Origin of the sequence: Sphingobium sp. RAC03 (assembly GCF_001713415.1) — a bacterium.
In the GTDB taxonomy this organism is placed as follows: Bacteria; Pseudomonadota; Alphaproteobacteria; order Sphingomonadales; family Sphingomonadaceae; genus Sphingobium.
Genome location: NZ_CP016456.1, coordinates 957,912 through 978,005 on the forward strand (window position 1 = coordinate 957,912; position 20,094 = coordinate 978,005).

Below are 20,094 nucleotides of genomic sequence, written 5' to 3' on the forward strand. Positions count from 1 at the left end.
ACCGACATAAGACGGCGGGGAATATAGGATGACGATCATCAGGAGCGGCGGCGCATCGAGCGCCGCAGCCGGACCCTCCTTGCTCATGGGACTGGCATTCGGCTTGCTCTCCGCGCTCGGCCCGTTCGCGATCGATCTCTATCTGCCCGCCATGCCCGACATGGCGCAGGCGATGGCGGCCGATAGCGGCGCGGTGCAGCGCTCGCTCTCCGCCTTCTTTCTGGGGCTGGCGATCGCCCAAATCCCGCTCGGCTGGCTCGGTGATCGCTTCGGTCGGCGCCGGCCTTTGATCTGTGGCCTCGCCCTTTTCACGGCGGCCTCCCTGGGCTGCGCTCTGGCACATGATATCGACCAGTTGATCGCGCTGCGCTTTCTGCAAGGCATGGGCGCCTGCGCAGGCACCTCCAGCGTGCGGGCGATGATCCGCGATCAGCATAGTGGCCACCACGCCGCGCGGCTGATGGCCTTCACCTTCCTCATCATCGGCATATCGCCCGTGCTTGCGCCGCTTGCTGGCAGCTACCTGCTCCGGGCGACTTCCTGGCAGGGACTGTTCGTCATTCTGGCGAGCGCCGGATCGGTCGCGCTGCTCTGCGTGGCGCTGTTCCTGCCTGAGACATTGCCGCCCGCCCGTCGCGTCGCTTCCCGATCGATCCTGCAAGCCTGCGCTTACCTGTTGGCAAAGCGCGCCTTCGTCGCCTGGGCCTTCGTCGCGGGCATGGCGACGACGATTCCCTTCGCGTTCGTGACTGCCGCGCCCTTCCTCTTCTCGCAGGGCTATGGGCTGACACCGCATCAATACAGCCTGCTGCTGGCACTGAATGCCATCGTCTCGATCATCGCGACACAGTTTGCGCCCGGCCTCATGCGACGGCTCGGCGTGCGGCGGCTGGTCACGATCGTCGTGCTGATCGCAACCGTGGCGACGGGGGCCATCGCGCTCGCGGCACTTACGAGCGGGGACGTACCGCTCGCTATGGTGCAAAGCTATTCGATGCTGATCTTCGCGGTATCAGGCCTGATGCTGACGCCTGCCGCTATTTCCGCGCTTGATGCATCCGATCAGGGTGCCGGTGCCGCCGCAGGACTGCTTGGCACGCTGCAGCTTGGGGTTACAGCCGCCGGGAGTGGTGCGGTCTCGCTCTTCCCCTCCTTCACCATCCTCCCGCTTGTCAGCATATTGGCGGGGGGCTTCCTGCTGGTGCTGGCGGCAATGGCCATGCTGCGCCCCAGTCAGGAATGAGCGCCTCTATTCCTCAGGCGGCTTGGTCCGCTCCAGGAACAGCGAAACCCCATTTTCGTCCCGCGCCTCCAGCGTGTCGATCAGCTTGCCGAGCATCGCGTTGAAGTTCGCGATTTCCGCCGGTTTCAGAGCCGAAACCAGATAGTCGGCAACGGAATCGGTTTGCGGCCGCATGGCCTTGTACAGCCGCTCGCCCTCCGCGGTCAGGCTCAACGTCTTGCGGCGTCGGTTCGTCTCGTCCCTGTCCACCATGATACGGCCATGCTTCTGCAACGCCGCTACCGCGCGTGAAACGCTCATGGGGTTCACGCCCGTCAGTTCGACCAGTTCATGGCTCGCCGAATGGGGGAAGCGGCCAATCAGCATCAGCAGGCGGAATTCGTTGAGACTGATCTTGTGCCGATGTTCCAGATAGGTCGAAAAGGGAGCCATCAACTTGTTGGCAAGCTTCAGCACGCCATGCAGCGCGTCGGCCGAAGCGCTTTCGCGCGCTTGCGGCGTCGGTGGTTTATCCATGGCGTCGGATGTTTTGCGTCCAATATTCTTCGACATATGTCTCGCCTAACACATCTGGGTGTTCATGAGTCAACCACCCGCCATCATGCCATCGTACAACCGACGCTGGTGAATTTTCCATCCGCAAGATGATAATGAATATATTGCCGCATGTTCTGAACCTCGCCTTTGGCGATGGGCATGAACTGCTCCAATCCTTGCGCTTTTAGCACATCGGCAGTCAGATCGCGCAACCCTTCGACGCGGACGATCCCCTCCAGCGCGACGAGTTCGTCGCTGCTGGCGAACCTTTCTATGACAACGCTCTCCTTCACATAGCTGTGGAGGAAGCTGTAGAAACGCTTGAAGGCATCCCGGTCGCTCAGATCGATGCCGAAGAAGCCGATCCGCGCGTCTGGCGCATAGAAATCCAGGACTTTGTCATAGTCCCGATCATTGAATGCCTGCACATAGTGTTCATACTCTGCGCGTTCCATCACCCTCTCCTCACCCCATTTTGATCTTGCACGATTTAATAACGATCGTTACCGTTTAAGCAAGAGGCCGCACAGACGCGCCGTGAGAGGATGGTGCAATGAGCAGAACGCTGCAGGAAGAGCGCAACCTGAAGCTGGTCCAGGACATGTTCGATCATGTCCTGATCCCCTTCGATGCCGACGCTGCCGATCGCTATATCGCGGCCGATTACATCCAGCACAATCAGCTGGTCGATACCGGCATCGAACCGCTCAAAGCCTTTCTGCACAAGGTACGGGCCGAAAGCCCCAACGCCACCCACGACATCAAGCGGCGCTTTGCCGATGGCGATCATGTGATCGTCCATTATCATGTCTGTCGGTGGCCGGGAGACACCGGCTTCGCCGTCATGGATATCTTCCGCATCGCGGGCGACAAAATCGTCGAGCATTGGGATGTGATGCAGGATGTGCCTGCAGACAGCCCCAACCCCCACTCGCCATTCTGACCCCGGACAGGAGAAGACCCATGCGCTTTACCGACAAGGTCGTACTGGTCGTCGGCGGCAATAGCGGCATAGGGCTGGCGAGCGCCCAGGCCTTTGCGGCGGAGGGCGGCATCGTCCACCTCACCGGGCGCGATCAGACGACGATCGACAGCGCCGTCGCCAGCATCGCGGGCGCGACGGGCTACCGGGCCGATGTCGCGAATCTGGCAAGTCTGGACCCGGTGATCGCCGCCATCAAGGCGCGACATGGGCGGCTCGATATCCTCTTCGCCAATGCGGGCGTCGGCGGTTTCGCGCCCGTGCGCGACATTACGCCGCAGGATTGGGACGCTGTTCACGCCGTCAATCTGCGCGGCTGCATCTTCACGATCCAGAAGGCACTGCCGCTGATGGGCGCTGGCGGATCCATCGTGGTTACAGGGTCAATCGGCGGCCATGCCTTCGTGCCCGGCAACACCACCTATGCCGCTGCCAAGGGTGGCCTCGCCGCTGCGCTCAAGGTGATCGCAGGCGAACTGGTGCACGAGGGCATCCGGGTCAATCTGGTAAGCCCCGGCCCCATCGAAACGCCATTGCTCTATCGCAACCCTGGCCTGACCGGAGACGCGGTGGACAGGCTGCGCGAACAGATGATCGATGCCATACCGATGCGCCGCATGGGCAGGCCCGAAGAGGTTGCCCGTGCCGTACTGTTCTTCGCATCGGATGATGCAAGCTTCATCACTGCCGCCAATCTGTTCGTCGATGGCGGCACACTGGAACTGGGTTGAGGGATATAGCGCAATGGACAATATTTTTTCGACGATCGACAACCCCAAGCTGGAATTTGCGATGGAAGTGCGGCTGCAATTCCCGCGCGTCCAGACCATCGCGAACAGCCCCTGGGGCGGCACGCGCAGCGCGGTCTATGTGGAAAGCGGCACCTTTGAGGGGCCACGATTGCGCGGCAAGGCCGTGCCGGGGTCCGGCGGCGACTATGCCTATTTCCGGCCCGACGATGTGGCGGTGTTCGATGCGCGCTACATGCTGGAGGAGGAGGATGGCACGCTGATCCTCCTCAACAATCGGGGCTTCCTGTGGGGCCGCAAGCCCGACACGATGGAGAAATTGCGCGACTGGGCCTTTCGAGAGGGCGAGCCAGTCGCGCAGCAGGACTATTATCTGCGCGGCAACCCCAGTTTCGAATGTTCGGTCGGCAAGCATGACTGGCTGACCAAACATGTCTTCGTTGGCGTCGGCGAGCGCCGCGCCGACGGCAATGTGTTGCGCTACTACGCGCTCACCTGACGGGGAGATCGCCATGACCACCGCCGAGGAAACGCTCGAAGAACGCAACAGCCGCATCGTCATAGACATGTGGCAAAAGGTGATCCGCGAAGGGAGCCGCGAGGCGGTTCTGCGCTACATCGCGCCCGGCTATATCCAGCATAATGTCAACATGCCCTCAGGCCGGGAGCATCTGCTGCGGCTGGTCGACATCATCAAGGATACGCCAGCCGACTTCAATCCGCCCCGTCACAAGGAACTGATCCGCACCGTGGCACAGGGCGATCATGTGGTGCTGATCTGGGAGCAGGAGCAGGAAGATCCAAATGTTCCGGGCGCGACCTATACAGGCCATGCCTTCGATATGTTCCGGCTGGAAGATGGCATGATCGTCGAACATTGGGACGACACCCGCAAATGGCCCAAGCCCTGGTGATCGCAATATAACAGGGGAGCATGACATGAGCGAACGCATCACGAATTTGAAGCCGGCCATCGACGCGGCCGACGGCCAGACCGCGCCCGTTATCGCAGCCGATCACGCGCAATTGCTGCACAGCGACGATCCCGTTCTCGCCGCCAACAAACGGCTATGCTACGATATGTATCGCACCGTGCTGCAAGCGGGCCATGCCGACCGCGCACCGGATTTCATCGGGCCCAACTACATCCAGCATAACCCCAATGTGGTGAGCGGCGTCGAAGCCTTGCAGGCCTTCATTCGCGGATCACGCCCACAGCGCGAGATTTTGCCGCACATCGAACTGCCGCTGGTATCGATCATCGCCGAGCGGGACATGGTGAACTTCACCTTCGTCCGCACCGAGAAAGACGGTGACGGCAACAGCTATCACACGAGCTGGTTCGACCTGTTCCGCATCGAAAATGGCAGGATCGTCGAACATTGGGATCCCGCGATGAAGAGCGCGGACATGCTGAAACTCGACCCCAACGACAATAAGATCGGGCGTTAGCTTTTGCCCCCTGGCCATTCCGAGCCTCGCATCCATCACGATCGTCAATCTCGAAGTGGGAACGGGGCGTACAGAATCGATACAATTAATAATAACGAACGATATTATTATCATTCTTGCTATTGCTCATATTGATAACGTTCGTTATGGTTATTGCATGACCAGCAAGCGGTTCCGCGGGCTAGAGTCGAGTGAAGGAGAGGTCTGCCATAGGGTGTCCGACCTTACCCGCGTGCAGCGATGACGGTGGCAATAAGCCCTGATCCGCCGCATGAGGGTAGTCGGCAATGCAGGCACTCCCTTGAGGCATTGGGGAGGAAATATGTCTAAAAATCAGCTGCTCTCGGTCCGGTTCGGCGTTGCCTTTGGTGCGATGGCCTTGTCGATCGCCACGCCTGTCCTGGCTCAGGAGGTAAATGCGGCCGCACCCGCGCGCGATGATCAGGGTATTAGCGATATCATCGTCACCGCGCAGTTCCGTAATCAAAGCGTGCAGGAAGCGCCGCTTGCCATTACGGCCGTGGACGCATCGCTCATGGAAGCACGCAGCCAGACCAGCGTCGAGTCCGTCGCGCAGCGCGCGCCAAGCGTCACCTTCTCCGCTGGTGGTCAGGGCGGCGGCGCACAGACCGCGGCCGTCAACATCCGGGGTATCGGCGCCACGGATTTCCAGTTCCCCAATGAACCCGGCGTCGGCATCTACATCGACGACGTCTATTATGGCATCAGTTCGGGTGCGGCGTTCGATCTGGTGGATCTGGACCGCATCGAGATTTTGCGCGGCCCACAAGGCACGCTGTCTGGCAAAAACTCCATCGGCGGGTCGATCAAGCTCTTCTCCCGCCGTCCCGATGATGATTCCGATGCCTATGTCGAAGCCTTGTACGGCTCCTTCAACCGCGTGGGCCTGCGCGGCGCGACGAACATCACCCTGGCGCAAGACAAGCTCTATGCGCGCATCTCCGGCCTGGCCCGTCATGTCGACGGCTTCTTCAAGCGGTTGGACTATGGCTGCGTTACCGGGGTTCCGGCACCCGGCGGCACCTTCGCCTCGCCTGCCGATGATTGCGTGATCGGCACGGAGGGCGGCCAGAATATCTATGCCGTGCGCGGCGCCTTGCGCTGGATCGCATCCGACAGGATCGAGAATAATCTGATTGCCGATTTCACGCAGGACAGTTCGGAAGCATCGCCGGGCAAGGCGCTCTTCCTTCCTCCCGTTGGTGGTCGCAATTATCTCACCGCGCCAAACAGCTATACAAGCTATGCCAATTACACCGGTCTTCCCGGCACAGCCAATCAATATACCAACAAGGGTCAGAGCAATCTGCGCAGCTGGGGCGTTTCCAACACGCTCGATATCACCCTGTCCGACATGTTTTCGTTAAAGTCGATCACGGCCTATCGTTACGCCAAGGGTGCCAGCTCCTGGGATGCGGACAATTCGCCCGAAGATATCTCGAACAACGCGAGCGGCTTCCTGCACGAACAGTTTACGCAGGAAATTCGCCTGTCCGCTGACTTCGGCGATCTGCTCGATGTCACGACGGGCGTTTATTATTATAAGGGTGACAGCAACCAGAGCGGGCGTATCCAGGTCGGCGTCGCGGGTCTCGATTTCTTCTATGACGACCCGTTCAAGCAGACGTCTAAATCCGCCTTCCTGCATGGCGTCCTTCATGCCACGGATCAGCTCAACATCACCGGCGGCATTCGCTATACCGACGAAGACAAAAGCTACACATTCCGCCGCATGAGCCCCATCCCCGGCCTGCCGACCGATCCCCGCGTCGCCTCGCTCGATGGTCTTGTCGGTGAATTTGCCGGCAAACGCTGGGACTATCGCGTCGCTGTGGATTATGAGGTCGCGCCGGACGTGCGCTTCTATGCGCAGGTGGCGACGGGCTTCAAGGGCGGCGGCGTCAATCCGCGCCCCTATCTCGCGCAACAGCTGGTTCCGTTCGAACAGGAAACCTCGACCAGCTATGAAGCCGGCTTCAAGAGCATGTGGCTTGATCGGAAGCTGCGTCTGAACGGCGCCTATTATCACAATAGCTACAAAAATTATCAGGGGCTCACGTCGAGCTGCCCCGACATCAGCCCGCCCGGCTTCCCCTTCTGTTCGGCCACCCGGAACATCGGCGACGCCAAGATCGACGGTCTGGAACTGGAATTTGACGCCCGGCCCGTGCCCGGCCTCTCGATCGACGGCTCCGTCAGCTATACCGATTTCCGCTTCACCAGCGCGGCGTTGGGCAGCGGCATCATCCCTGGAACCACCGAGGCACCGTTCGTCTCGAAGTGGAAATATGCGGCCGGCGTGCAATATGAGGTTGACCTGGGCAAGCATGGCTCGCTCACGCCGCGCCTCGACTATACATGGCAATCGAAGTTCGAAACCACGATCCCCAACAATATCCCGAACTTCGAATTCGGCCGCGTGGAATCGCGCGGACTGCTTAATGCACGCCTGACCTACCGCACGCCCGACGATGCGTGGGAAGCGGCGCTGGCGGCTACCAACCTCACCGACGAATTCTACTATGTGAACAAATATGACCGCTTCGCCCAATCAGGCAATGCCTATGGGCAGCCCGGTCGTCCGCGCGAAATCATCTTCAGCGTGAAGCGCAAATTCTGACACGCCGCTCGGCGAATGAAGAGCGCCCCGTCCACATTGGCCGGGGCGCTCTTTTTGTTGGCCGGGGACTGTCAGGCGGCAGGGCTAGAGCGTGATGACTTTACTCAGAACCGTTCGTCCTGAGTAGCCATTGAGCGAAGTCGAAATGGCGTATCGAAGGATGTAAGCGCAGCCGACCCTTCGATACGGGTCTTCGACAAGCTCAGCCCCTACTCAGGGCGAACGGAGTGATGCGACTTAAAGTCATCATACTCTAGAGAAACTGCACCAATTCGATCTCATGCCCCTCCGGGTCATCGATCAGCGCGACGCGCGTGCCCGGAATATTGAAGGGCGCGCGCTTGATCCTCGCCCCGGCCTTGATCGCCCGCGCGACAGCAGCATCGGCATCCTGCGTGACGAAGCCGATGACGCCCGCCGCTGGCCGCTCATCCCCATTTCCACCGCTCTTCCAGTCCAGCAGACCCAGCATGAAGCCATGGCCATCCTGCCGCAGCAGCACTTCCTCGAAATCGGCCTCATCGATGCGGATATGAACCGCCATATCGAAAACGGCCGTATAGAAAGCGATCATGGGATCGAGATCGGCGACGTACAGCTTGATGAAGCTGAACTGCCCCGCGCTCATCGCAGCGTCAGCACCCAGCTGAAAGCCGGCTCGGCGGCACTGGCATAGGATAGCGGCTCGCATCGCTCGATCCCACCAATGGCCAATTCCGCAAACGCCTCCGGCCAGCGCCCGCCAGCCAGCCGCGCCAAGGTTGCAAGCGATGTCGCTTCGGGCGCGCAGATCGGCACCATATCGCCTGCGACGCGATGCTGGATCAGCGAAATCCGGCGATAGCCCGCCTCCTGTGCAACCTCGCTCACCATCACCGCATCGGCCTGACGGGATACGCCGAAGAAGGCGGCTGGCCTTGTTTCAACCAAGGCCTGCACCTGGCGCACGCGGTCGCCGTCCATCGGCTGAGCCGACCCGCCCAGCCTGCCGACATGGGCGGCAAAGCGCGCGCTTGCAGCGAGACTCGTATCATAGAGCAGCACCGGCTGCCCTTCATGGGCCAGCACGGGCGAACGCAGCGTCGCAGCGGCGGCCGCGGCAATGGCGGCACCCGCAACCAGGCCGCGCCTCGACACCGGCATCATTGCCCGCTCCCCTTTTCGGCCGAAAGATAATCGGCGATCTGCTTGAGTTCCGCATCGCTCGCCTCGCCGCGTGGGATTGCGGGCATATTGCCGATGCCCATCCGCACCGCTTGCATGACGAATTCGGACGTCAGGTCCGTGCGCTTTTCAAGCAGTGGCTGCTCCGTCCGCCGCGCCAGCAGGCCAGTGCCCATGCCAGCGGGGCCATGACACATGGCGCATTTGTCCAGATACAGCCGCTCACCCGGCCCGGCGTTGGGCCGGGATGATATCGTCTCTGGCGCCGGCATGGGTGGTGGCCCCTTGCTCTGCTCGGTCGCGACAGCCTTGTTGTCCGCGCCGCTGCTGCACGCGCTGAACCCCAGCAGGATCAACATCCCTGCCCGCCGCATTGCGCCCACGCCCATGCCGGTCATGCCTTCGCTCCCATCATCGACGTGGGCCAGATGCCGCTCTTGCCCGGCGCGATGATGCCCTGTGGATCGAGCGCATCCTTCACCGTGCGATTGAGCTTGGCGAGCGCGCCTCCATTGAAGTCATACGTGTCCGCGACGGCATCCATATAATCGAGATGGGTGCGATACTCGCCATAGCCTTGCGCCTTGGCATCCGCGATCAGCCGCTTGAGGAAAGGATCGACCCGCTTCATCATCGCCGGATCATCCTTGTCCAGCAGCACCGCGTTCACATTGATGAGGTGGCGCTCGCCAAAGGCGAAGCTCGCCTGATAATCCATGCCAAACTCCTTGTAACAGGCATAGGTGCGCTGAAACTGCGCCAGTGCCGCCTTGCCTGATTGGGGCAGGATCGGCGAAAAGCCGATATGGCCGCCGCGCCCGCCATGCCAGTTCGCATTCTGCATCGGAAAGGTCAGCGGCGTGCCGGTCCAGCCGGTCGCCTCGATCGGCTCTCCGGCTTTCCAGGTCGTGGGGCGCAGGCTCATCGGCTTGAGCTTGCCCATCTCCCGCTCCAGCACCGCATAGGCCGCCTTGTTCATGTCCTCGCGGCCATAAAGGCGCAGGCTCACGCCCCACCAGCCGACATTGAACTTCTTGCGGATCGCCGCGATGACCTCGTCAGACAGGGCACCGGGCTTGTCCGTCCACTCGCCACGCGTCGTAAGGGTTGCCGCCGCGCGCAGCCAGTTGCCGATGGTCGGCGATTGCTGGAGCAGGCCTTCACGCCGCAAGGGCGCTAGCGCATCGACCAGCGGACCCAAATCCTCTGGCCGCTCAAATTCGATATCCATGCCCATCAGCGATTCCGGCGCGGGCATCAGCCACAGGCCCATCTTGGTCACGATGCCTAAGTTCGACTGCACGAACATCTGGTCCCATGATGGGCCAAAGCCGAATTTGTAGAGCTGCCATGTCGGCGCGCCATCGAGCGCGCCCATGCCGGTGCGCACAACCATCCCATCGGCCATCACCGCCTCGATGCCGCAAATCTTGGTCGTATGCTCGCCATAAGGCGTGTAGCCAACGCCGCGATCCAGCGCATTGCCCAGCACCGACCCCCAGCTATTGCCCGGCACCGACAGCCAGTGCTTCATGCCTTTCGATTTCAGGAAATCATACAGATCGTAGAAGCTGACCCCCGGCTCCAGCAAAACGGTGCCATTGGCCTCGTCATAGTCGATCTTCCGCATGCGCGAGAGATCGAGAATGACCGATCCCGCCAGCAAGGGCGCGCTGCCGCCATAGCCCAAATTTTTGCCGCGACTGATCGGCCAGAGCGGCAATTTGCGCTCCCTTGCCACCTTCAGGATCGCCTGGATTTCCTCGACGGTCGCTGGCGCGACAGCACCGGCGGGATGATGCAGGGCATCATCTACCGCGAACTTGTCCTGATAGGAGAGCTGATCCTCCTCGTTGAAAAACACATGGTCCACGCCGACGATCGCAGCGAAGGCTTGGCGTGCGGCGGCGGCTATGGCGGGGTCGAGCGGTTGCATGTCGGAACTGCCTTTCAGGTCAAATCAGGCCGGAGCCGTCCAGCGGGTGCGCGCCGGTGGCCGCGCCCCGCCATCGAGACGCAGCACCTCGGCATTGATGTAAGGATTGCGGATCAGGAACAGCGCCGCGTCTGCAAACTCTTCGGCGCGCCCGGCGCGCTTGGGGAATTCAGCACCATCGACCAGTTCCTCCACCAGATCGGGCGGCAAATGGGCCGTCATCGGCGTATCGAAAAAGCCGGGCGCAACGCCGACGCACCGAATGGCGTACCGGGAAAGATCGCGCGACCAGACAAGCGTGAGCGCCGCCAACGCTGCCTTGGACGCGGTATAGCTGCCCATGGCCTCCTGCCCCTCGAACGACGCGATCGAGCAGGCGTTCACTATGACGCCCCGCTCGCCGTCCGCGCTGTCAGGCGCGTTGCCGATCATGCGGTGCGCCACCACGCGCGTCACATGCATGGCCCCCATCAGGTTGACGTCCAGCACCCTACGGAAATCGGCGGCATTGCCCGGTGCATCCGGCGTCGCAATCAGACCGAGGCCGCCGATCCCGGCGCAATTAGCCAGAATGCCGATCGCGCCGTCCAGGCCGTCCAGCGCTTTTTCGACAGCCTGCGCGTCCGTAATATCACAGGCCAGAAATTGCGAACCGGCATCGGCCGGTGGGTGAACGTCCATCACGACCGTCCGCGCGCCCTCCGCCTGGAGTTTCGCAGCCAGCGCAGCGCCTAATCCAGACGCCCCTCCAGTAATGACCGCAAGCTTGCCCCTGGGATCCATCTCGCCTCGTTCCTTCGGTCATCGCCGACTCTTTTTTGATAACGATCGTTAGTATGTGAAAGGGCGCATGTGTGTCAAGGCGAGGTGGCCGGTCAGGATCAGACATGACCTCATGGAGAGATTTTCTGCCTGATCCACAAGGCGCAGTGGCCGAGAAGAAACGCTCATCTGATCTGCCCCCACCAAGCAGACCGGCTAGTTGGTAGTGAATATTACGCTCATCACCGCCATATCGGTGGAGCTTGAGCAAAGCGAAGCTGGAGGCTGCAGATGGAGTGAGGTGATTTCCACTCGTCACAGAAAGTGATCCGGCTGGAGGTGCTGATGTATGTCCGCTACCCGCTTAGCCTGCGGTGCGTAGAAGACCTGATCTTCGAGCGCGGCATCGATATCTGCAGACGCAATGGCTGCTTGCCGACAGGGGCCATGACGCCGACGAGTTCAATGATGCTTTGCGTCAAAGGGCATCAAGCCACGCATTCCTGGCCGAAGATCCCCGAACCGCCCGACCACACCACAAACGCCTCAAGGCATCTTGATCTTCTGGCTCTTATCAACGAGCCTTGACCTGAATGAATAGCAATATCTTGAGAAGTGGGCATAATGAGCGAGAAGGTGCCGTTAAGGCCGCAGCGGTGGCCGGTTCCGCTCGCTATCTAGATCGAGGCGCGCTCCGCCGTTGCTTTGCGCGAGGAGCTTCGTTACCCCCGGCGGAGCACGAGGCGATCGACCGAGCGCTCAATTTAAGGAATAGGGATGTTGCGCGGTACAATGCCTGTTGAAAATAATAATCGAACAGCGATTTTCACGATCAGCTCAAATAATTACATGCCATATACTCGCACGCTGATAAATTCATCAGTCGCGGCACATCCTGACGCTGATCACTTTCTCTGCCTCGCCGATGCCAAGGTAGGGGCAAAAGACTTCTACCCTGAGAAGTGTCAGATTTTGGAAGCATCCGAGTTAGGAATACCCGATTTTCCCGGTTTTGCTTTTCGGTACGATATTATGGAGATGAACACGGCGGCCAAGCCGTATATGTTTCTGCATCTGTTTGAGCAGAACTATGATCGGGTTGTCTATTTCGATCCAGATATCAAAGTATATCGCGAAATCACGCCTGTTTTCGACGCTCTCGATGCCGGAGCGCGGGCGGTGTTCACGCCTCATCTGACGGAACCTGCCGAGACAACAACGCCGCCTGATGACATTACCATTATGCGCGCCGGGATCTACAATTTGGGCTTCGCCGCGTTCCGCCGCAGCGAAGGCGTCGAAGAGGTACTGCGCTGGTGGGCGCGCCGTCTGCGATACCAGTGCATCAATGCCCAAAATGACGGCATCTTCGTGGACCAGAAGTTCATGGATTTGGTTCCTGGCTTCCTTCCTGATGTCGCTATTTTGCGTAATACGACGCTTAATGCTGCCTATTGGAACCTCTTCCAACGATATCTCGAAGAAGATGGTGACGAAGATTGGCTGATGGATGGAGAGCCACTTATATTTTTCCACTTTAGTGGATATGATCCTCGGAATTCTCAACAGCTTTCCAAGCATACGACAATGTTTTCTGAAAATAATGGCGATGCGTTAATAAGCCTGCTGCATGACTATAAGAATGACCTGAAGAGAAATGGATTATATTCCACTCCAAAGGCAAATTATGTCTACGATTGTTTCAAAAGTGGAGCGAAGATACCAACATTCGTGCGCCACTATTTTCGAAATCAGCATCTTACATGGGACGGAAATCCATTTGAAAATTTCCAAAGCTATTTGGAGCAGCCCTCTCTAGGTACAGCGGAGGCTCCCGACGGGTTAGTATGTACTAATCTCATGCACGCCCTTTGGCAGACATCAGACTATCTGCGAGCCACGTACGATCTCACCACGGCGTCGGGCGTAACTGGCCTTTCTCAATGGTTCGTTCGGCATAGCCACCAATCGGGCATTGATCCTCGCCTTACGCACGCAATCGTAGAGCGGGTCAGCAATGCACGCAGATGGAAGCGGAAGAATCGTCCTCCCGCAGCCCACTCTTCAGACACTGACATATCCGTTATTGGTTACCTCACGGCCAACACCGGGGTGGGTGAGGTTGGAAGACTGACCCTTAAATCTCTTGCCGGTTCCGGTCGTCGGGTTGATGGCATGGACATTGATCTGAATGTCGCCTCTTCGCGCACTAACATGGAGGTGGAGGCCTTCTTGAGCGATAAGCCGGGCGGTCGTTTGCACCTATTTAATATCAATGCCGATCAACTGCCGTTGGTGCAGAGCAGCTATAACGACCGCTTAGGGAACGACGCATATCGCGTTGCAATGCCATTTTGGGAACTTGCCGACTTTCCCGATGCCTGGATTAGCTCTTTCGATCATGTCGACGAGATATGGGCTCCTTCCCGATTCATCCAATCGGGCCTTGTCATGAAGACAAATAAGCCGGTGATCCACATGCCTGTCTCGCTTGATTTTACGACTGAACAAATCTTTGATCGTAAATCCTTGAGGTTGCCGGAGGAACGCTTCATTTTCCTTTTCTCCTTCGACTTCCTTTCATTCAGAAGTCGGAAAAATCCTGAAGCTGTCATCGCTGCTTTCAGTGCAGCCTTCAAAGGAACTTATTATAGCGACCATGTTTCTCTGGTCATAAAATGCGTGAACTCGCATCATGTACCGGACGAATTGAAGCGTATCCGCGATGCAATAGACAATAGCCTAGACGTGCATATCCTGGAAGCGGAACTAACCCGCGCCGAGATGCTCGGATTGGTGCAGGCTGCCGATTGCGTTGTGTCCCTGCACCGCAGCGAAGGGTTGGGGCTGCTTATTGCCGAAGCTATGGCACTTGGCACGCCCGTCATCGCGACGGACTACTCGGCCACGACCGACCTAGTGACAACCGACACCGGCTATCCGGTCGAATATAAGCTCAAAGAACTAAAGGCCGGCGATTATCCGTTCGCGGCAGGCCAGGTATGGGCAGACCCGGACATCTCCCACGCTGCCTGGCAGATGAGGAAGGCCGTAGATGACGCGAACGACAATGATGAGATGTTGGAACGCGCACGAGCCAAAATCATTGCCAACCATGGAACTGAAGCGGTGATCCGCGCCCAAGAGCGTCGTTTGCAAGAGCTGGGATTGTAAGACAGATGACTAACGGCACAGGTCGATTGAACGATGGGAACAATGAAATTATGGATGAAGGCGAACGTAAAGGCGTGACCGTGCGCAGCGATACGTCAGATAAAAGCCCGACTATCTCGAAAGTCAAACAGGTGGGAGTAGACACACGCAGTCGGGAAGCGTTCGAGTTGCTTAAGCTTGGCGAAGCAATTTGCAACCTCCAGGTAGATCAGCGCAAGATGCGGCTGAACGCCGAGGACACGCGGTTTGAACGGGATCGTTACAAGGCATCGGCGGCGGCGTTTCAGGATAAATTGGCGGCCGCTTTGAATGAAAATGGTAGATTGCGTGATTTGCGTGAAGTGCTCGCGACCTTGTCAATCGAGACCAGTGCAGCCTTGGCGGAACGAGAGAATGAACGTGCCCGCCTGATCGCTGCTTTGGATGAAAGTGAAATGCGCCTTGCTATGATGCAGCAGGAGAATGAGCGTCTGCAAAGCGAGTTGATCGACTCCAGAGATAAGGCCGAAGTCATGCGCCAAAAATATATAGAAATCACAATCAATATTATAAAAGAGGCAAATTCAGGCGACGTCGATAGCTCTGATGGCCATGCCTCAAATTAGATTTCTGCGGGTATAAAATCTACCGCCAAAAAGGCAAATATAGTTATAAATATGAGGGCAGTGATATGGCTATGAGCCGTGAAGATGTGATTTGGATCTACAAAATTTTTCTCGGTCGCGAGCCTGAGAGTGAGGATGCAATCGCGCATCAATTGAATATCGGGACATCCCGTATTGAGATGATTGCGCAAATAATCGAAAGCGAAGAATTTGCAGGAAAACATATAGTACGGTGACCCTGACGGTAGATCTGTCGCACTAGGCTGTCGCTAGTGAAGGTAATCACGCCTTCAAAGTATCTAGCAGATACTCAAATATCTAGCAAATTCTCCAGGATCGTAGTCATCATTGATTGCGCCGTGTGTCAGGTCATCCACCGTAATAGGATTCATTAGTGCTGTATAGGGGTTTGCACTGGTAACAGAAATGGATTGCTGCGCCAGATGCGGCAGCCCTATTCCCACAAGGCTTTTTAGCAGTGCCGTAGATGATAATTCACATCGCACTCGACGGGTTTGTTAAAAATATATCTGTTTACGAATTATGCATTTCTGCATTATTTTATTTTTTATCCGATAAAATCGTTTAATTGATATTAGTATATAAATATTTCTATCTGCTAATTGATTATCAGGAAAATCAATGACAGTTCGCAAACATGATGATGAAATTTTCAAGCCGATATTCTTGCATTCATCATTCCGAACTGGAAGCACTTGGCTTTGGTCTAAGTTCAGAGAAAATCCCAAATGTTATTGCTACTATGAAATATTCAACGAAATTCTTGAAGATATAAATTTCAAGAATATTCTTCAATCTCCTTCGACTTGGAATTCCCACCACCCAGCAGGTGCGCCCTATTTTTCAGAATTCAGCCCACTTCTCAAGAAAGTCAAAGGCATAGAGGGCTTTGACCAAGAAATGGCGTTTTCAGATTTTTTTCTGGAATTAAATGGCGACCGTGACCGAGTTAATAAAACAAGCGCCTATCTTGCTTCTCTTGTGAATCTGGCACAGCAGAATCGTCGAGTGCCCGTTCTATCTTGTACGCGAAGCATCGCACGCGTTGATATGATAAAGAGCCAAATTGGCGGCACACACATTTTTATCAAGAGAAGCCTTCTTAACCAATGGTTTTCTTACTCAAATCAATCACAAAATTGCAATCCATATTTTTTTAAAACAATTTTGAAAACAGTAAATTCAAAAAATCAGAAAGATTTTATATTAAAAATCAAAAGTTTTTTCGCGGAAAATATTTCCGGTGAAGTTTATTCAAAAGACGATCATGATATCCTACTTATCGGTTTTTTATGTATTCATATTTACATGAACTTTAGATATAAAGATCATTTTGATATAAAAATTGACTTCAGCAAGTCCCCATCAAAATCTGATTTAGACATAGCTGAGCGTATGATCATGGATCATACATTTTTAAGCGTCGATCTGTCTGACTACAGCGATATCATTTCAGCACCGCAAAGATTGATCGAGGACATAGATCGCGTCGTTAGCATGGTGCGCTCACTGTTTGCGCAAGGTATCGATGGCACCAATGACGATATGCTTCGCCTTGCCGTAGATAGCGAACTTGCAGCCTTTCGGGAAGGGTATGAGCAATATTGTCGCATAGCGGGATCAGCGCATCTTCAACTGGAAATGGGTGACGTTGCTCACAGGCATTTGCAGGAGCGTTTTAATGCCGTTACCGATGAACTGAATGAGACTCAGTCCGCCGCCAACCGACAAGCGGAGGAATTGGCGGCGCGGATAAAGACCGCATCAGACGATCTGGAAAATAGTGTCTTGCGCCTACAAGAAGCAGAACGGGATTTGCAGGCAGAGCGTGCGCTCCATCAATCGCTGACCGATCAATTGGCACAGGCCATGGGGCGGATTGAAACGCTGGAGCAAGAGTTGGCGCAGAGCCGGGCGTATTATGGCGAGCTTGATCGCCGATATGCGGAGAGCGAACAGGGCCGCATATCCGTCGCGGCAGAAATGCAGGCAGCCCAGGAAAAATGCGCTGCCCTCGAACATGATGTTCAGCAGGCAGCGAATAGAGCGCGGGCGCTCAGCGACCAGCTCGATGCGGCAGAGGCTGATAAGCAGGCGCACCATCAGTCGCTGACCGGTCAATTGGCACAGGCCATGGGGCGGATTGAAACGCTGGAGCAAGAGTTGGCGCAAAGCCGGGCCTATTATGGCGCGCTTGAACGCCGATATGCGGAGAGCGAACAGGGCCGCATATCCGTTGCGGCTAAAATGCAGGCAGCCTTGGAAAGATGTTCCGCTCTTGAACATGATGTTCAGCAGGCAAACCATGCGCTCGAACAGCAACGCGGAGAAATGCATCAGGCTCTCGCCGAAATTGAGTTTATTTCTAGCGGAAGGGCAGAAGAGTATGATGCCTTTGATCGCCGATGGTCTACTATGATGAATAGAATTAATAATAATTCATCTAAATAATAATAATTATGAATATTTTTGGTTAAATTTTCAACATTCTATATAATAATATAAATATATGACGGACGAAAAAAATATGTCATTTTGACGAAACACTTGATCCACTGGTGTACGGCAGAGAGGTTGTGGACGCTCTCGAACGAGAGGGCAGTCTTGTTATAGCGGGTAGCGATACAACGCTATTGATTGAGCACGCCAAACATTCGATTGACGCTATTTCAGTCCTTTTAGCGCCGATATTCGAGATGTTCAGGCAGCTTGCGGTTCAAGCGTGGTCGAGACATCTTTCCAATCAAGCGCAGCCCGTCTCAGCGAAAATCTGTGCTTCCAACCGGCGTCGAACTTTCAGCGCGCCATTGTCGATCCGCGCGCTGATCTCGGTCGGCAGCGTCGCACCCGATTGCAGCACGGCTTCGATTGTTTCGATGGCATCGATGTCTTCGGGCTGGATGCGCGTACCCATTCCCAGGTTCATCGTGGCCAAGGCGGGATTGTCGAGGCCAAAATTGCGTGCGGTATTGACGAAATAGTGCAGCCGGGTCGGCGATGCAGGCGTGATCATGTGCAGAAAATTCTGAATGCCCAGCACGGTGCCACTAGCGGCGTCGCTTATAGCGCCACCGGTGCGGATCAGGCAGGGGCCGAGATATTCTGCATCAAATTGCTGATGGACCGGCCCTTTCTGATGGGGGAATTGCATCTGGATCAGCGGATTGAGTGGCAGGTTCTGACCGTTGCGCTGGACGGTAAGGCTGCGCTCGGTCTCGGCCAGCGTGACCGGAATTTCGACCACCTTGCTCCCGCCCGGAATGGTGTTGGCGTGAATGAAGGTGACATGGCTGAGATCGAGCAGATTTTCGATCAAGAGCGTATAACGCGCATCGACGGTGGCAAGCGGATGCTGTTCAACGACCCAGTCGGGATTGCCAGGTCCGATCGCTTCCATATCGGGGATCAGGCCAGGATCGGCGAGGCTTTCTTGTCCGGTCCAGATCCACAGCAGATTGCCTCGTTCCACGATCAGGTAGCGGCGCAGAGCTGATTTTTGCGGCACATTCTTCTGGCTGGGCACAAACTGGCAATGCCCGTCAGCAGCAAAAGTAAAGCCGTGATACCCACATTGCACGGCATCCCCGACCAAGCGCCCGCGTTTCAGCGGGAAGGCGCGATGGGGACAGATGCCTGCCAGCGCAACCGGATCACCATTTTCTGTGCGATAGAACAGCACCGGCTCGCCCAGAATGTCCCTGGCCAGCAACGTCCGGCCCAGTTCCGATGCGTAGGCCGCGACCCACCATTGGTTACGCGGATAGGGTTGATCAGCGGCAAGCGGATACATGGCTCTCTCCCAAGACGGTTCAGTTTTTCACGAGTCTAGTGTTTGTCATATGACCAAGATATTTGTCAACCGACAAACTTGACCCTTGCGCCGGGCGTGCGGGACCGGCAAACGGGGCGGATGAATAAAGGAAAGAAGCCGCCAAAGGACAGCAGTCCCGCCCGCTATGATGGTCAGGAAAATCGACGGCTCGTTCTTGATGCAGCGCTGCGGGTTTTTTCGGATCTGGGCTTTGAAGGCGCCAGTACGCGGGCGATAGCGGCGGCGGCGGGTATCGAGCAGGGCCATCTTGCCTATTATTTCCCTTCGAAAATGGCGCTTTGGCAGCAGGTTATCGAAACATTCGCACGTCAGGGCGAGGCATATCTAAGGGCGCATCTAACGCCTGATGCGCTGGCCAACCCCGTCGCTACCGCCCATAAGGTTTTGCCGGACTTTCTGCGGACCTTCGCGTCAAATCCCCGCCTGACGCGCCTGATGCTTCAGGAATTTTCTGTCCTGTCGGCACGCCACGAATGGGTGGTCGCCAATTTCGGCCAACCGGTTTGGCGGTTGCTCGAACCTTTGTTCGACGGGTTGCAGGCGCAACGCCGACTGGCGGGTGCAGAGCCGGTCATGGCCTATTTCACACTGATCGGTGCCGCACTGATAACATTCGGCAACCCGGAACTGATCGCGCGACTCGCAGGGGTGGAGGCAAACGAAACCCAATGGGTGGATAAGGCTATTGACCATATGCTGGTGCCCATTTTCGCTTCTGCCTGACCAAGCGCTCCCTTCGCCAGCGATACGCTTGGGCAATGAACGGGATCAGCGCTGCATCCGGTTTTACTGTGGAACTATTATGGTGACCGCGAGCCGCGCCGCCATCTGTCCGGTGTCGCAATGGATAGCGATACCTTTCTGTCCGACCTCGACACGCATGAGCAGTGCGCAAGGGTAGCGCAGTCCCTGCCCCGCAGCTTGACCGCAATTTCTACGCTCGTCTGCTCGACCACGGGCTGTCTGTGAGGACAGATCGCAAGCTAGTGCCCCACC

General features: G+C 56.9%; 20 protein-coding genes and 1 pseudogene. 13 read left to right on the forward strand and 8 right to left on the reverse strand.

Annotated elements, in window-relative coordinates; translation table 11 throughout:
* Nucleotides 1-28: 28 nt before the first annotated feature.
* Nucleotides 29-1,243 carry a multidrug effflux MFS transporter gene (locus BSY17_RS09230; protein ID WP_069065290.1) on the forward strand — a complete coding sequence of 405 codons (1,215 nt, stop codon included), beginning with the start codon at nucleotides 29-31 and terminating at the stop codon, nucleotides 1,241-1,243.
* Between the two features lie 6 nt (nucleotides 1,244-1,249).
* Here BSY17_RS09230 and BSY17_RS09235 read toward each other — a convergent pair whose 3' ends face one another.
* Nucleotides 1,250-1,795 (reverse strand): MarR family winged helix-turn-helix transcriptional regulator, encoded by a 546-nt coding sequence (locus BSY17_RS09235; protein ID WP_150125762.1) that lies wholly within the window; start codon nucleotides 1,793-1,795, stop codon nucleotides 1,250-1,252.
* A gap of 47 nt (nucleotides 1,796-1,842) precedes the next feature.
* Nucleotides 1,843-2,235, reverse strand: coding sequence for a nuclear transport factor 2 family protein (locus tag BSY17_RS09240; protein ID WP_069065291.1), 393 nt, complete (start codon nucleotides 2,233-2,235; stop codon nucleotides 1,843-1,845).
* Nucleotides 2,236-2,333: 98 nt separating this feature from the next.
* On the opposite strand from BSY17_RS09240, the gene BSY17_RS09245 reads away from it, so the two are divergent.
* The 6 genes from BSY17_RS09245 to BSY17_RS09270 all read left to right on the forward strand — a co-directional run bounded on the left by BSY17_RS09245 (nucleotide 2,334) and on the right by BSY17_RS09270 (nucleotide 7,604).
* Entirely contained in the window at nucleotides 2,334-2,723 is a 390-nt protein-coding gene (locus tag BSY17_RS09245) for a nuclear transport factor 2 family protein (protein WP_069065292.1), read from the forward strand.
* Between the two features lie 20 nt (nucleotides 2,724-2,743).
* Nucleotides 2,744-3,493 (forward strand): SDR family NAD(P)-dependent oxidoreductase, encoded by a 750-nt coding sequence (locus BSY17_RS09250; protein WP_069065293.1) that lies wholly within the window; start codon nucleotides 2,744-2,746, stop codon nucleotides 3,491-3,493.
* A 13-nt stretch (nucleotides 3,494-3,506) separates the two neighbouring features.
* Entirely contained in the window at nucleotides 3,507-4,010 is a 504-nt protein-coding gene (locus BSY17_RS09255) for a DUF3237 domain-containing protein (protein WP_069065294.1), read from the forward strand.
* Nucleotides 4,011-4,023: 13 nt separating this feature from the next.
* The gene (locus BSY17_RS09260) at nucleotides 4,024-4,425 is read left to right on the forward strand and encodes a nuclear transport factor 2 family protein (RefSeq protein WP_069065295.1); all 402 of its coding nucleotides are present in this window, start codon (nucleotides 4,024-4,026) and stop codon (nucleotides 4,423-4,425) included.
* 25 nt (nucleotides 4,426-4,450) lie between these two features.
* A complete protein-coding gene (locus tag BSY17_RS09265) occupies nucleotides 4,451-4,963 on the forward strand; it encodes a nuclear transport factor 2 family protein (protein ID WP_069065296.1) in 513 nt (170 codons plus the stop codon).
* A gap of 322 nt (nucleotides 4,964-5,285) precedes the next feature.
* Nucleotides 5,286-7,604, forward strand: a complete 2,319-nt coding sequence (locus BSY17_RS09270; protein WP_069065297.1) for a TonB-dependent receptor — start codon at nucleotides 5,286-5,288, stop codon at nucleotides 7,602-7,604.
* Between the two features lie 253 nt (nucleotides 7,605-7,857).
* On the opposite strand, the gene BSY17_RS09275 is transcribed toward BSY17_RS09270, so the two are convergent.
* From BSY17_RS09275 to BSY17_RS09295, 5 genes are read right to left on the reverse strand one after another with little or no spacing between them, the layout of a single operon-like run.
* Entirely contained in the window at nucleotides 7,858-8,232 is a 375-nt protein-coding gene (locus tag BSY17_RS09275; RefSeq protein ID WP_069065298.1) for a VOC family protein, read from the reverse strand.
* Nucleotides 8,229-8,750, reverse strand: coding sequence for a hypothetical protein (locus BSY17_RS09280; protein WP_069065299.1), 522 nt, complete (start codon nucleotides 8,748-8,750; stop codon nucleotides 8,229-8,231). Before BSY17_RS09280 ends, BSY17_RS09275 begins: the two co-directional genes overlap by 4 nt.
* Nucleotides 8,747-9,166, reverse strand: coding sequence for a c-type cytochrome (locus tag BSY17_RS09285; RefSeq protein ID WP_237236480.1), 420 nt, complete (start codon nucleotides 9,164-9,166; stop codon nucleotides 8,747-8,749). The genes BSY17_RS09280 and BSY17_RS09285 overlap by 4 nt, the downstream gene beginning before the upstream one ends.
* A complete protein-coding gene (locus BSY17_RS09290) occupies nucleotides 9,163-10,704 on the reverse strand; it encodes an FAD-binding oxidoreductase (protein WP_069065300.1) in 1,542 nt (513 codons plus the stop codon). Before BSY17_RS09290 ends, BSY17_RS09285 begins: the two co-directional genes overlap by 4 nt.
* A gap of 24 nt (nucleotides 10,705-10,728) precedes the next feature.
* A complete protein-coding gene (locus tag BSY17_RS09295; protein WP_037474088.1) occupies nucleotides 10,729-11,487 on the reverse strand; it encodes an SDR family NAD(P)-dependent oxidoreductase in 759 nt (252 codons plus the stop codon).
* 303 nt (nucleotides 11,488-11,790) lie between these two features.
* Between BSY17_RS09295 and BSY17_RS22175 the strand changes: the two are divergent.
* The 5 genes and pseudogenes from BSY17_RS22175 to BSY17_RS21275 all read left to right on the forward strand — a co-directional run.
* Nucleotides 11,791-11,883 (forward strand): annotated as a pseudogene (locus BSY17_RS22175) (IS6 family transposase); the annotation flags it as partial.
* 360 nt (nucleotides 11,884-12,243) lie between these two features.
* A complete protein-coding gene (locus BSY17_RS09305; protein WP_083217095.1) occupies nucleotides 12,244-14,640 on the forward strand; it encodes a glycosyltransferase in 2,397 nt (798 codons plus the stop codon).
* Nucleotides 14,641-14,645: 5 nt separating this feature from the next.
* A complete protein-coding gene (locus tag BSY17_RS09310; protein ID WP_150125763.1) occupies nucleotides 14,646-15,245 on the forward strand; it encodes a hypothetical protein in 600 nt (199 codons plus the stop codon).
* A 65-nt stretch (nucleotides 15,246-15,310) separates the two neighbouring features.
* A complete protein-coding gene (locus BSY17_RS21270) occupies nucleotides 15,311-15,481 on the forward strand; it encodes a DUF4214 domain-containing protein (RefSeq protein WP_150125764.1) in 171 nt (56 codons plus the stop codon).
* Nucleotides 15,482-15,887: 406 nt separating this feature from the next.
* Complete coding sequence (locus BSY17_RS21275; protein ID WP_150125765.1) at nucleotides 15,888-17,717, forward strand: hypothetical protein; 1,830 nt, start codon at nucleotides 15,888-15,890, stop codon at nucleotides 17,715-17,717.
* 292 nt (nucleotides 17,718-18,009) lie between these two features.
* On the opposite strand, the gene BSY17_RS09320 is transcribed toward BSY17_RS21275, so the two are convergent.
* Nucleotides 18,010-19,056, reverse strand: coding sequence for an aromatic ring-hydroxylating dioxygenase subunit alpha (locus BSY17_RS09320; protein WP_069065303.1), 1,047 nt, complete (start codon nucleotides 19,054-19,056; stop codon nucleotides 18,010-18,012).
* 120 nt (nucleotides 19,057-19,176) lie between these two features.
* On the opposite strand from BSY17_RS09320, the gene BSY17_RS09325 reads away from it, so the two are divergent.
* Nucleotides 19,177-19,821, forward strand: coding sequence for a TetR/AcrR family transcriptional regulator (locus BSY17_RS09325; protein WP_052027529.1), 645 nt, complete (start codon nucleotides 19,177-19,179; stop codon nucleotides 19,819-19,821).
* The last annotated feature ends 273 nt before the right edge of the window (nucleotides 19,822-20,094 follow it).